Consider the following 11,671-nt stretch of genomic DNA (forward strand, 5'->3'; position numbering starts at 1 on the left):
CACGAGGACCTCGGACTTCTGCAAGGGCGAGGGCTTCCCGAAAGGGGCCTGCGCCGTTGCGGCGGACAATGGTGACGCGCTAGGCCGTGGTCAAGCGACCCGCGCGCGAGCAGGTTCCTGAGCTTACACCAAGGGCGGCCGGATGGACGAGATCAGCGAGGATTCCGTGCTGGACGGGCGGGTGCGCCTGCGCCAGCCGGCCCGTGGCTATCGCGCCGGGCTCGACGCGGCCCTGCTGGCCGCCGCCTGCGACGCCGGCCCCGGCCAGCGGGTGCTCGAGGCCGGCTGCGGGGCGGGTGCGGCGCTGCTGGCGGCCGCCGCCCGGCGCCAAGGGGCGCGGTTCGCCGGCGTCGAGCGGGATGCGGCCGCGGCGGCCCTGGCGCGGGAGAACGCCGCCCTGAACGGCCTGTCGGAGCGGGTGGAGATCCTCGAGGCCGACGTCGCCGCGCCGTTCTCCAGGCTGGGCCTCGCGCCCTTCGACGCCGCCCTGTCGAACCCGCCGTTCTTCGACGATCCGGGGGCGCTGAGGGCGCCTTCCCCCGAGCGGCGGGGCGCGTGGATCGCCGACGCCGGGCTCGCCGCCTGGACCGGGTTTCTGGTGAAGGCGGTGCGCGAGGGCGGCACGATCACCCTGATCCATCGGGCCGACCGGCTCGCCGACCTCCTGACGCTCCTGGCGGAGAAGGCGGGCTCGTTCCAGGTGCGGCCGATCCATCCCTTCGCCGATGCGCCGGCCAAGCGGGTGATTGTGCGGGCGGTGAAGACCGGCAAGGCGCCGCTGCAGCTCCTCCCCGCCCTCGTGCTGCACGACCGGGCGGGCGGCAAGCACAGGGCCGAGGCCGAGGCGATCCTGCGCGGCCGGGCGGCGCTGGAGTGGGTCTAGGCGGGACACCTAGGCCGAGGGATCCGGATCGTCGATCGGCTCCGGGAACGGGATGACCGGGATGTCCGGCGGATCGGCGCCCGGCGGCATCTCGGGCGGGATGTGCGGGCCGGGCGGCTCGGGCTGGAGCGGCTCGCTCAGGCGCGCGGGCATGGCGGTTCTCCGTGACGTGCTCGGCGAACCTCCTAGCGTCCGGCAGGGTTCCGCGGCTTGCGCTGGATCAAGCCTGAGCCGGATCAGGCAGGGCTCAGCCCGATGCGCTCGCGGTAGGTGGGATGCACCAGGTCGTGGGTCTCCGGGTGCTTCTTCATGTAGCCGGCCATGAAGGGGCAGAGCGGGATCACCTTCAGCCCCCGCTGGCGGGCGTAGTCCATGGCGTAGACCGCGAGCCGGCTGGCGATGCCGCGCCCCTCGAACACGGTGGGCACCACCGTGTGCGGCAGGATGATGCCGCCGGCCACCAGCTGGTACTCGGCGAAGGCGGTCTCACCCTCGAGCACGATCTCGAACCGGTGGGTGGCGGTGTTGTCGACGACGGCGGGGATTTCGGTCATGCCGCGATCTAGGCACGAAAAAGGGCCCGGACGCGAGCCCGGGCCCCTCATCAGCCTGCAATCCGCGGTCCGGATCAGTTCCGGCTGGTGTCGACCAGCTTGTTCTTGGTGATCCAGGGCATCATGGCGCGCAGGCGGCCGCCCACCTCCTCGATGGGATGCTCGGCGGCGCGGCGGCGGGTGGCCTTGAAGCTCGGCGCGCCGACCGCGTTCTCCTGCATGAAGTCACGCACGAAGCGGCCCGACTGGATATCCTCCAGCACGCGCTTCATCTCGGCCTTGGTCTCCGGGGTCACGATCCGCGGCCCGGTGACGTACTCGCCGTACTCCGCGGTGTTGGAGATCGAGTAGTTCATGTTGGCGATGCCGCCCTCGTAGATGAGGTCGACGATCAGCTTCACCTCGTGGAGGCACTCGAAGTAGGCCATCTCCGGCGCGTAACCGGCTTCCACCAGGGTCTCGAAGCCGGCGCGGATCAGCTCCACCAGGCCGCCGCACAGCACGGCCTGCTCGCCGAACAAGTCGGTCTCGCACTCTTCGCGGAAGTTGGTCTCGATGATGCCCGAGCGGCCGCCGCCGATCGCCGAGGCGTAGGCGAGGCCGAGGTCCATGGCGCCGCCGGTCGGGTTCTGGTGCACCGCGATCAGGCAGGGCACGCCGCCGCCCTTCTGGTACTCGCCGCGCACCGTGTGGCCGGGGCCCTTGGGGGCGACCATCAGCACGTCGAGCGAGGCCTTCGGCTCGATCAGGTTGAAGTGGACGTTGAGGCCGTGGGCGAAGAGCAGGGCCGCGCCGTCACGGATGTTGGGGGCGATCTCCTCGCGGTAGATGGCCGCCTGCAGTTCGTCGGGCGCGAGGATCATGATCGCGTCGGCCCACTTGGCGGCGTCGGCGACGCTCATCACCTTCAGGCCGTCGGCCTCGACCTTCTTGGCGGTGGCCGAGCCCGGCTTCAGCGCCACGGCGACGTTCTTGCAGCCGGAGTCGGTGAGGTTCAGCGCGTGCGCGCGGCCCTGCGAACCATAGCCTACGATGGCGATCTTCTTGTCCAGGATGCGGGAAATGTCGGCGTCGCGATCGTAGTAGACGCGCATGTTTGTTCTCCTAGAGGGACAAGAAGCGCTGCGGCCGCGCAATCGCAGTGCAGCAAAGCCGGGGCTCTCAAGCGGTTTTTTGCCGAAACGTCAAGGGAAGCCGGCCCCGAAAGGGGCCTTCGGGCCGCAGAGTCGCAGCCGAGCCGCCGGCCGCCCCCTCGCCCGCGCTTTAGACCGGGGCCGCGAAGCATGGCACAAGGTTCGTCCAACGGCGCATCTTGGGGTTGAAGTGACGGCGGCGGCGAAAACGGCGGACAAGCAAGCGCCAGGGACGGCGCAGCGGGGGAGCTGCGCCAACTGCGGCGCGGCCTTGCGCGGGCGCTGGTGCCACGACTGCGGCCAGTCGGCCGACGACCACAAGCGCTCGATCCTGCACCTGGGCTGGGAGGCGATCGAGGGGCTGCTGCACCTCGACGGGCGGCTGGCCCGGACCCTCCCGGACCTCTTCTTCCGGCCCGGCCGGCTGGCGCGCGACTACATGGAGGGGCGCATCGCCCGGCACGTGCCGCCGTTCCGGCTGTTCCTGGCGGCGCTGGTGATCTTCATCCTGGCCGCCGAGGTGGCGGCGCACCACTACACCCTCGACCAGGAACGCCAGAAGGAGGCCAAGGCCGCGGCCCTGGCGACGCCGGCCGGCCGCGCCGCAGAGGCCGCCAAGATCCGCAACGAGGCCGCGGCGTCGCGCACCGAGGACCTGCGCGAGGCCGCCACGGACCACGCCGAGGACCTCAAGGACAAGGACGAGAAGCCGGGCAAGGTCGAGGCCCGCTACCAGCGGCAGCTGGCCAAGACCGAGGCGCGCTACGCCGAGGCCCTGGCGCACGCCGACCGGGTCGCCCAGGGCTTGCCCGAGCCGCCGAAGCCGCCCTCAGCGACGGAGAACTGGCGCAAGGTCGCCCAGCGGCGCGCCGCCGAGAACCCGGAGTACTACTGGACGGTGCTGTTCGGCTGGGGCCACCGCCTGGCCTGGGTGCTGCTGCCGGCCGTGGGGCTGATGCTGGCGGCGGTCTATCGCAACAAGCCGCAGATCTTCCTCTATGACCACCTGACCGTGGCCATGCAGCTGATGGCGTTCATCTTCCTGATCAGCGCCCCGGCGTTCCTGATGTCCTCGCCGTGGATCTTCTACTGGCTGGCCGCCGCGCTGCTGTGGACGCCGGTGAACCTCTTCCAGACCCTGCGTGGCGGCTACGGCTCGAGCGTGGTCGGCGCGGCGGTGAAGACGGCGATCGTCTGGGTGGCCAACCTGGTCATCTTCTGCGTGCTGACCTTCGCGCTCAGCATGTGGAGCCTGGCGCAACTGGCATGATCGAGGTGACGGGCCACATCGCCCTCGCCGACGACGAGGTGCAGGTGCGGGCGGTCCGCGCCTCCGGACCCGGCGGCCAGCACGTCAACAAGGTCTCGACGGCGATCGAGCTGCGCTTCGACGTGATGGGCTCGCCCTCCCTCCCCGAGCGGGTTCGCGAGCGGCTGGCGCGGCTGGCCGGCAGCCGGCTGACCCAGGAAGGCGTGCTGGTGCTGGTCGCCCAGGAGCACCGCAGCCAGGAGATGAACCGGCAGGCGGCCTTCGATCGGCTGGTCGGCCTAATCCGCAAGGCGGCCGAACCGCCGCCGCCGCCCCGCAAGAAGACCAAGCCCAGCAAGGCCGCCAAGCAGCGCCGGCTCGACGCCAAGAAGACCCGCGGCGGCATCAAGGCCATGCGTGGACGGGTGCGCGGCGACGACTGAGCGCCTCATTAATCCAGGGGAGGACGGGAACCGGACGAGCAGCGGCAAGCTTGAGCATTGTCAGGCCGGTCCTCAGGCCGACGTTCAGCCCTCTGGCATGGTTTCGCCGCAATGGCCTATAAGCTCCGCTCCATGCACCGCGTTCGCCTCATCGCCGCTCTTGCCCTGACCTCCGCGGTCGCCGCCTGCGCGCCGAGCCTGGGGCCGCCGCCGCCCGGCTATGTGCCGCCGCCCGCGCCCGGCGAACCGGGCTTCCGGGCCTCGGAGTTCGGCTGGTCGCAGGCGCCGGGAACCAGCGCCATCAGCGGCCGCCTGACCTACACGCGGGGCCAGAACCATTACAGCTGCCAGGGCGCGAGCGTGATCCTGACGCCGGAGACCCCCTGGTCGAAGCGCCGGATGGAGGTGCTGTACCTCTCGTCCGAACGCGCCGCCCTGCCGGCGGAGGAGGTGCGCGCCCGCACCGCCGAAGCGCCGCCCGGCGACTCCTCGCCGTTCATCAAGCGCACGGTTTGCGACGCCCAGGAGCGGTTCAGCTTCACCCACCTGCCCGCCGGCGCCTGGTACGTGATCACCATCGCCAAGCCCGTGAAGGGCGGCGAGAGCCTGGCCCTGATGCGGCGCGTGGTGACCAAGGGCGGAAAGGCCAGCGTCGTCACCTTCTGACGGCGCCCGCCAAGCTTCACTTGGGTTAAAATATTCCCGGCGCGGCGGTGAACCGCCGGGCCCGCGGGGGATTTTCGCAATTGAGAGACGGGCGGGGCGGCTCGGTCCCCGCAGGAGGCTCGCGATGCGGATTCCCCAAGCCACCAAAGCCATCAGCATCCTTTCGATCGGGGTGAGCGCAGCCATGCTCGCCGGCCTGCCGGCCTGCGCCGCCCGGCCCGCCAATTCGGCGTTCTCGGCCGAGCGGTTCGGCACGCCCGCCAGCTATCGCGCCCCGGCCGCCCGCGCGGTGACCGGCCACGGCTACAGCGCCCGCTCGCGCCACATCGCCGACTGTCTGGCGACCTATCGCAACTACGACCCCGACACCGACCGCGTGACCCTGCGCCCGGGCGTCAGCCGCAAGTGCGGGCTGTAGCCCAAGCGCGGCCCTAGGAACCCGTTCGCCTTTCGAGGCCTTTGCAGGGCCTGAAGGGATGCCGAACGGAGATATCTGGTGATGCGCAAGACGTTAGGCGCCGCCCTCATCGGCCTCACGGTGACCGGCGGCATGGTCATCGCAGGTGCGGCCCAGGCCCAGCCCTACCCCTATTACTATCCGCCGGCCACCGGCTACTACGACAACGGCTACTATCGGCCGGCCCCGCCCGCGCCCTATTACAACGGCTACTACAACGGTTATTCGAACCGCTATTACGGCTACGGCGACAGCGGCGCGGGCCTCGCCGGCGCCCTGATCGGCTCGCTGCTCGGCGACAACTACGCCGGCCCGCCTGTGCCGGTGGACCGCTACGGCCCCGACCCGAACGGCATGATCGCGCCCGACGGCCACCGCATCAAATGCAAGCTGCGGACCGGCTACGACGGCTACGGGCACTACGGCACCTACAGGCAGTGCTGGTAGCGCCGATCCTCCCCTGAGGGGGAGGTGGTCCGCAGGATCGGAGGGGGTTGCAGCCCACGAGCGTCAGACGCCCTGCGGCTCAACCCCCTCAGCGCTTCGCGACAGCTCCCCCTGAGGGGGAGCACCTGGATCAGTGCACCTTGGCGATCAGTGCACCTTGGCGCGGCCGATCTCGAGCCCCTGGTCGCCGGCCTCGACGTCGATCACCGAACCGTCCTCGAGGTCGCCCGCCAGGAGCTTGCGGGCGATGGGATCGACCAGCTCCTTCTGGATCACCCGCTTGAGCGGGCGCGCGCCATAGACCGGGTCATAGCCGCGCTCGGCCAGCCAGTGCATGGCGGTCGGCGACAGCGAGATGGCCATGCGGCGGTCGGCGAGCAGCTTCTCGACGCGCTGGAGCTGGATGCGGACGATGTTGTCCATTTCCGCCCGGCCGAGGCGCTTGAAGAGGATGATCTCGTCGATCCGGTTCAGGAACTCCGGCCGGAAGTGCTTGCGCACCACATCCATGACCGGACCGCGGGCCTTCTCGACGTCGTCTCCGTCGCCGAGGCTGGCGAGGTACTCAGAGCCCATGTTCGAGGTCATGATGATCAGAGTGTTGCGGAAGTCGACCGTACGGCCCTGGCCGTCGGTCAGGCGTCCGTCGTCGAGCACCTGCAGCAGGACGTTGAAGACGTCCGGATGCGCCTTCTCGACCTCGTCGAACAGCACCACCTGGTAGGGCCGGCGGCGCACGCTCTCGGTCAGCGCCCCACCCTCGTCGTAGCCGACGTAGCCGGGCGGCGCGCCGATCATCCGGCTGACCGAGTGCTTCTCCATGTACTCGCTCATGTCGAGGCGGGTCACGGCGGACTCGTCGTCGAACAGGAACTCGGCGAGGGCCTTGGTGAGTTCGGTCTTGCCGACGCCCGTGGGGCCGAGGAAGAGGAACGAGCCGATCGGCCGGTTGGGGTCCTTCAGGCCCGCCCGTGCGCGGCGCACCGCGTCGGAGACGGCGACGAGCGCCTCCTCCTGGCCGACGACGCGGCCACGCAGGGCGTCTTCCATGGCAAGCAGCTTCTCGCGCTCGCCCTCGAGCATCTTCTCCACCGGCACGCCGGTCCAGCGGGAGACGACGGCGGCGATCTGCTCGGCGTCGACCACCTCGGGCGTCATGGCGTCCTTGCTTTCGGCGGCCTCGGCCTCTGCCAGGCGCTTCTCCAGCGTCGGGATCTCGCCGTAGGCGATCTCGGAGGCGCGCTGCAGGTCGCCGCGGCGCTGGGCGCCGACGAGCTCGGCGCGCAGCCGGTCGAGCGCCTCGCGCGCCTGGGCGGCCTGACCGACCTTCTCCTTCTCGGCCCGCCAGCGGGCCGTCATCTCGGCGCTCTCGCCCTCGAGGGATTTCAGCTCCTCCTCGAGCTTTTCGAGACGCGCCTTGGAGGCCGCGTCAGTCTCCTTGGAGAGGGCCTCGCGCTCGATCTTCAGCTGCACCACGCGGCGGTCGATCTCGTCGAGCTCCTCGGGCTTGGAATCGACGGCCATGCGCACGCGGCTGGCGGCCTCGTCGACGAGGTCGATCGCCTTGTCCGGCAGGAAGCGGTCGGTGATGTAGCGGTTGGAGAGCGTCGCGGCGGCCACGATGGCGCTGTCGGAGATGCGCACGCCATGGTGCACCTCGTACTTCTCCTTGAGGCCGCGCAGGATCGACACCGTGTCCTCGACGGTGGGCTCCTCGACCATCACCGGCTGGAAGCGGCGGGCGAGCGCCGCGTCCTTCTCCACGTGCTTGCGGTACTCGTCGAGCGTGGTGGCGCCGACGCAGTGCAGCTCGCCGCGGGCGAGCGCCGGCTTGAGCAGGTTGGAGGCGTCCATGGCGCCGTCGGTCTTCCCGGCGCCGACCAGGGTGTGCATCTCGTCGATGAACAGGATGATCGAGCCCTCGGCGGCGGTGACCTCTCCGAGCACGGCCTTCAGCCGTTCCTCGAACTCGCCGCGGTACTTCGCGCCGGCGATCAGGGCGCCCATGTCGAGCGCCAGCAGCTTCTTGTCCTTCAGCCCCTCGGGCACGTCGCCGTTGACGATGCGCAGGGCCAGGCCCTCGACGATGGCGGTCTTGCCGACCCCCGGCTCGCCGATGAGGACCGGGTTGTTCTTGGTGCGTCGGGAGAGGACCTGGATGGTGCGGCGGATCTCCTCGTCGCGGCCGATCACCGGGTCGAGCTTGCCGTCGCGCGCGGCCTGGGTGAGGTCGCGGGCGTAGCGCTTGAGCGCGTCGTAGCCCTCCTCGGCCGAGGCGCTGTCGGCGGTCTTGCCCTTGCGCATGGACTGGGCGGCGCTGTCGAGCGCGGCCGGATTGGCGCCGGCCGACTTCAGGGCGTTGGCCGCCTCGCCGCCTTCCTTGGCGATGGCGATCAGCAGGCGCTCGGTGGTTACGAAGGCGTCGCCGGCCTTCTTGGCGCCCTCCTCCGCGTCGGCGAACACGCGCGCGGTTTCGGGCTTCATGTAGAGCTGGCCGGAGCCGCCCTCGACCTTGGGCAGCTTGGAGAGGGCCGCGTCCACGGCCTGGTCGGCCTCGTCGGGCCGGCCGCCGGCGCTCTGGATCAGGGCGCGGGAGAGCCCGTCCTTCTCTTCCAGCAGGACCTTCAGGATGTGCTCGGGCGCGAGCTGCTGGTGACGGCGGGCGAGCGCCAGGCTCTGGGCCGAGCTGATCGCCTGCTTGGCGCGGTCGGAATAGATGTCGATGTTCATCGGGTCCCCTTGGATAGGCGGATCGCCGGGGAAGCCTTGATCAAGCGCAACCCCAGCCCTCCCGATGTAGTGTGGCAGATGGGCCACACAAGGGTCGAGAGGCGGCCCGGAAGGTCGAGCTTGGCCCGATCCGGCCGCCAGGGACAAGCGGCCAGGGACAAGCGGCCGGGCGGGCCCGCCGCCTCAGCCCAGCAGGATGTCTCCGGGCGCCCCGAGGGAGAGCGGGCCGACGCTGACCGGCGGCGCGTGGGCGGCGACGTCATAGGCGGCGAGGCCGTCGATCAGGGCGAGCCTGGCGCCGGCGACCGTGGCGGCGACCACCGCGGCGACGGCGGCGTCCTGGTCGTCCGGCGCGGCGATCATCGTCAGGGCCGCTCCGCCCATGGCGCGCAGGACGTCGGCGTCGGCGTGGCCGTAGCCCTGCACGGGATCCTCCGAGGAGGAGCTGAAGAAGTGCTCCAGGGCCGAGGCCCCGAGGATCAGGGCGTGGGCGCCGGCCGCGGCCAGGGCCGGGTCGGGCGCCTGGGCGCCGGTGCTGGAGGTCGTCACGGCGTTGTTGGCGATGACGAGCGCCGCGTAGCCGTACGCGCCCGGATCGGAGAAGGCGTAGCTGGTCGCCGCGCTGTCGAGGCTGATCGTGCCGTGCGGCAGCCCTTGCGAACCGTCGCAGCCGAGATCGGCGCCGCACCAGCCTCCCTTGTAGTCGATGTGGCAGACCTTGCCCTCAGGCGTGAATGTGGCCGTCCCCTGGATCGAGAGGTTGCTGTTGAACGGATTGGTCGTCCCGTCCGGCTGGGTGATGTTCACCGCGGCGGTGACGTTGAGCGAGAACTGGGCGGTCAGCTGGCCCGCCACCGACTTGGTGAAGACCAGCGAAAGCGCCTCGTTCGAAAGCAGGCTGTACTGCGGGACGCCGGACTGGGCGGCGGACATCAGGTCGACCTGCTTGGAGAGGTTCAGGTTGACCGTATCGCCGCTGGCGAAGATCGACTCCGCGCCGTTGTAGGTCCCGGTGGCGTAGGGCGTCACCAGCGGGCGGGTGACGACGTTGGAGAGGGTGGCGTCTGGCATCGGGTTGTCCCTTTCAAGCGGGACCACCAACCGGAAGGCGAAGCTCCGGGTTCCATACCCGGTTTACGAGAACCGCCCCCGCCCCCAGCTTCGCGCCGGTCGTCAGCGCTGGGCGGCGTAGAGCTTGACCACCCGGTAGAGGAACTCGCGCCCCTCGTAGAGGGAGCGGACGCGGATACGCTCGTTGAGGCCGTGGACGCCGCCGCCGTCCGGCTCGCCGAACATGCCCGAGAGGCCATAGGTCGGAACGCCCGCAGCCAGCATGAAGCGGCCGTCGGTGGCGCCGGTGGACATGGCCGGCACCAGCGGCACGCCGGGCCAGAGCTCGCCCGCCACCTTCTCGGCCGGGCCGAGGATCTGTGGCGTCAGGGGCGGCGGCGGCGAGACCGGGCTCTTGGCCCCGGCCGGCTCCAGCTTCACCGCGGGCTCGGCCATGACCTTGGCCAGGGTCGCCTCGGTCGCCTCGACGCTCTCGTCGGGCAGGATGCGGCAGTTGACGTTGGCGCTGGCCTTCTGCGGCAGGGCGTTCAGGGCGTGGCCGCCGTCGATCATGGTGGCCACGCAGGTGGTCCGCATCATCGAATTGTAGCCGGGATCCTTGGCGATGGCGGCGATGGCCTCGGGCGTCGGGGCGTCGGAGGCGGCGAGCTTCATGGCCGCGCCCATCTCGCCGCCCATGATGGCGCTCATCTTGGTGAAGTGCAGACGCGTGGCCTGGTTGATGTGAACCGGGAAGTCATAGGCGCCCAGCCGGGCGAGCGCATTGGCCAGGTGGTAGATCGCGTTGTCCTTCACCGGGCGCGAGGAGTGACCGCCGGGATTGGTCACCGAGAGGGTGAAGTCCTGGTAGACCTTCTCGCCCGCCTGGATGCCGAGGAACACGCGCTGGTCGCCCTGCAGGCGCCCGCCGGCGCCCTCGTTGAGCGCAAAGGCGGCGTCCATCAGTTCGCGGTGGGTGGAGAGCAGCCAGGAGACGCCGTTGAAGGTGTCGGGTGTCTCTTCGCCGCAGGTCAGCGCCAGCTTGATGGAGCGGCGCGGTTTGAAGCCCTCCTTGCGGAAGCGGATCATGGCGTCGGTAAAGGACGAGGCCATGGCTTTGTCGTCGCTCGCGCCGCGGGCGTAGAAGTAGCCGTTCTCCTCGACCAGCTTGAAGGGATCGCGCGTCCAGTCGGCGCGCTTGGCCTCCACCACGTCGATGTGGGCGAGCAGCATCACCGGCTTCAGCTTGGCGTCGGAGCCATGCAGCACGGCGATGAGGTTGCCGTCCTTGGGCCGGTCGGCGGGCGCCAGCACCTGGACGTCGGCGGCCGGGTAGCCGGCGGCCTTGAGGCGAGCGGCCATGGCCTCGGCGGCGCGGGTGCAGGACCCGTGCTCGGCCGTGGTGTCGATTTCGATGAGCTCCTTGTAGAGGTCGCGGAACTCGGCCTGGCCGGGGAAGTTCGGGGCGGCCGCAGGGGCGGCGGCGGTCTTGTCGGCGGCGAGCGCGGGCGATGTCGCGGCGACGAGCAGGGCCGCGGCGGCGGCGACGGTTCGGAACATCAGGGCCCCTCCAGGTTACGCGGCGGGACCGTAGGAGGCCGTCACAATCGCGGCAAGGCCGCTTAGTTGACCTCTGTTTTCTGGGGCGGCTTGGGCGGCAGCGGCGCGACGGGCACGCCGTCCTCGACCAGCTCCTTGACCTCCTTCGGCGAGGCCTGGCCATAGATGCCGCGGTCCTCGGCGCGCCCCTCGTGGATGGCGCGGGCTTCGGATGCGAAGGCGTCGCCGACGTCGTCGAAGTTCTCCTCCACATGCGCCCGGAGCTTGCCCATCGCCTCCATCATCATCTGGGCGCGGCGAGGCGCTTCGTCCTGCACGGTCTTGCGGGCGCCGACGACGGCCGGAGCCATGATCTGCTTGCGGACGGTCTTGGACGCGCAGACCGGGCATTCCACGAGGCCGCGCGCCTGTTGCTGGTCGTAGTCGGCCGAGGAGCCGAACCAGCCTTCGAACTCGTGGTCGTGGTCGCAGACCAGGGCGTAGCGGATCATCGGACGGG

13 protein-coding genes are annotated in these 11,671 nt (G+C 70.4%); 6 read left to right on the top strand and 7 right to left on the bottom strand.

Annotated elements, in window-relative coordinates; genetic code table 11:
• The first annotated feature begins 142 nt into the window (after positions 1-142).
• Entirely contained in the window at positions 143-883 is a 741-nt protein-coding gene (locus tag DJ017_RS17800) for a tRNA1(Val) (adenine(37)-N6)-methyltransferase (RefSeq protein ID WP_111530249.1), read from the top strand.
• 9 nt (positions 884-892) lie between these two features.
• Here the strand turns inward: DJ017_RS17800 and DJ017_RS20535 are convergent, their stop codons facing one another.
• The 3 genes from DJ017_RS20535 to ilvC all read right to left on the bottom strand — a co-directional run bounded on the left by DJ017_RS20535 (position 893) and on the right by ilvC (position 2,531).
• Positions 893-1,036: a hypothetical protein gene (locus tag DJ017_RS20535; protein ID WP_165830704.1), complete on the bottom strand. Its 144-nt coding sequence runs from the start codon at positions 1,034-1,036 to the stop codon at positions 893-895.
• Between the two features lie 83 nt (positions 1,037-1,119).
• Positions 1,120-1,437: a GNAT family N-acetyltransferase gene (locus DJ017_RS17805; protein WP_111530250.1), complete on the bottom strand. Its 318-nt coding sequence runs from the start codon at positions 1,435-1,437 to the stop codon at positions 1,120-1,122.
• 74 nt (positions 1,438-1,511) lie between these two features.
• Complete coding sequence (gene ilvC / locus DJ017_RS17810) at positions 1,512-2,531, bottom strand: ketol-acid reductoisomerase (RefSeq protein ID WP_111530251.1); 1,020 nt, start codon at positions 2,529-2,531, stop codon at positions 1,512-1,514.
• Positions 2,532-2,841: 310 nt separating this feature from the next.
• Here ilvC and DJ017_RS17815 point away from each other — a divergent pair, with 310 nt between their 5' ends.
• From DJ017_RS17815 to DJ017_RS17835, 5 genes are all read left to right on the top strand, one after another.
• Positions 2,842-3,840, top strand: coding sequence for a DUF3667 domain-containing protein (locus tag DJ017_RS17815; protein WP_165830705.1), 999 nt, complete (start codon positions 2,842-2,844; stop codon positions 3,838-3,840).
• Positions 3,837-4,262, top strand: coding sequence for an alternative ribosome rescue aminoacyl-tRNA hydrolase ArfB (gene arfB / locus DJ017_RS17820; protein WP_111530253.1), 426 nt, complete (start codon positions 3,837-3,839; stop codon positions 4,260-4,262). The genes DJ017_RS17815 and arfB overlap by 4 nt, the downstream gene beginning before the upstream one ends.
• Before the next feature lie 111 nt (positions 4,263-4,373).
• A complete protein-coding gene (locus DJ017_RS17825) occupies positions 4,374-4,928 on the top strand; it encodes a hypothetical protein (protein WP_111530254.1) in 555 nt (184 codons plus the stop codon).
• A 124-nt stretch (positions 4,929-5,052) separates the two neighbouring features.
• On the top strand, positions 5,053-5,346 hold the full coding sequence (locus DJ017_RS17830; RefSeq protein ID WP_111530255.1) for a hypothetical protein: 294 nt from the start codon (positions 5,053-5,055) through the stop codon (positions 5,344-5,346).
• Positions 5,347-5,427: 81 nt separating this feature from the next.
• Positions 5,428-5,832, top strand: coding sequence for a hypothetical protein (locus DJ017_RS17835; protein WP_111530256.1), 405 nt, complete (start codon positions 5,428-5,430; stop codon positions 5,830-5,832).
• Between the two features lie 147 nt (positions 5,833-5,979).
• Here the strand turns inward: DJ017_RS17835 and clpB are convergent, their stop codons facing one another.
• The 4 genes from clpB to DJ017_RS17855 all read right to left on the bottom strand — a co-directional run bounded on the left by clpB (position 5,980) and on the right by DJ017_RS17855 (position 11,663).
• Positions 5,980-8,562: an ATP-dependent chaperone ClpB gene (gene clpB / locus DJ017_RS17840; RefSeq protein ID WP_111530257.1), complete on the bottom strand. Its 2,583-nt coding sequence runs from the start codon at positions 8,560-8,562 to the stop codon at positions 5,980-5,982.
• Positions 8,563-8,745: 183 nt separating this feature from the next.
• Complete coding sequence (locus tag DJ017_RS17845) at positions 8,746-9,633, bottom strand: hypothetical protein (RefSeq protein WP_111530258.1); 888 nt, start codon at positions 9,631-9,633, stop codon at positions 8,746-8,748.
• Between the two features lie 102 nt (positions 9,634-9,735).
• Positions 9,736-11,172, bottom strand: coding sequence for a M20/M25/M40 family metallo-hydrolase (locus tag DJ017_RS17850; RefSeq protein WP_111530259.1), 1,437 nt, complete (start codon positions 11,170-11,172; stop codon positions 9,736-9,738).
• A gap of 62 nt (positions 11,173-11,234) precedes the next feature.
• Complete coding sequence (locus DJ017_RS17855) at positions 11,235-11,663, bottom strand: DUF1178 family protein (protein ID WP_111530260.1); 429 nt, start codon at positions 11,661-11,663, stop codon at positions 11,235-11,237.
• Positions 11,664-11,671: the final 8 nt, after the last annotated feature.

Origin of the sequence: Phenylobacterium soli (assembly GCF_003254475.1) — a bacterium.
In the GTDB taxonomy this organism is placed as follows: domain Bacteria; phylum Pseudomonadota; class Alphaproteobacteria; order Caulobacterales; family Caulobacteraceae; genus Phenylobacterium; species Phenylobacterium soli.

Bases quoted from the DNA above. Each gene is read 5' to 3' on its own strand.
- DJ017_RS17830 (WP_111530255.1), top strand. From the start codon at position 5,053: ATGCGGATTCCCCAAGCCACCAAAGCCATCAGCATCCTTTCGATCGGG.
- DJ017_RS17800 (WP_111530249.1), top strand. From the start codon at position 143: ATGGACGAGATCAGCGAGGATTCCGTGCTGGACGGGCGGGTGCGCCTG.
- DJ017_RS17855 (WP_111530260.1), bottom strand. From the start codon at position 11,663: ATGATCCGCTACGCCCTGGTCTGCGACCACGACCACGAGTTCGAAGGC.
- DJ017_RS17835 (WP_111530256.1), top strand. From the start codon at position 5,428: ATGCGCAAGACGTTAGGCGCCGCCCTCATCGGCCTCACGGTGACCGGC.
- ilvC (WP_111530251.1), bottom strand. From the start codon at position 2,531: ATGCGCGTCTACTACGATCGCGACGCCGACATTTCCCGCATCCTGGAC.
- DJ017_RS17850 (WP_111530259.1), bottom strand. From the start codon at position 11,172: ATGTTCCGAACCGTCGCCGCCGCCGCGGCCCTGCTCGTCGCCGCGACA.
- DJ017_RS17845 (WP_111530258.1), bottom strand. From the start codon at position 9,633: ATGCCAGACGCCACCCTCTCCAACGTCGTCACCCGCCCGCTGGTGACG.
- DJ017_RS17805 (WP_111530250.1), bottom strand. From the start codon at position 1,437: ATGACCGAAATCCCCGCCGTCGTCGACAACACCGCCACCCACCGGTTC.
- arfB (WP_111530253.1), top strand. From the start codon at position 3,837: ATGATCGAGGTGACGGGCCACATCGCCCTCGCCGACGACGAGGTGCAG.
- DJ017_RS17825 (WP_111530254.1), top strand. From the start codon at position 4,374: ATGGCCTATAAGCTCCGCTCCATGCACCGCGTTCGCCTCATCGCCGCT.
- DJ017_RS20535 (WP_165830704.1), bottom strand. From the start codon at position 1,036: ATGCCCGCGCGCCTGAGCGAGCCGCTCCAGCCCGAGCCGCCCGGCCCG.
- clpB (WP_111530257.1), bottom strand. From the start codon at position 8,562: ATGAACATCGACATCTATTCCGACCGCGCCAAGCAGGCGATCAGCTCG.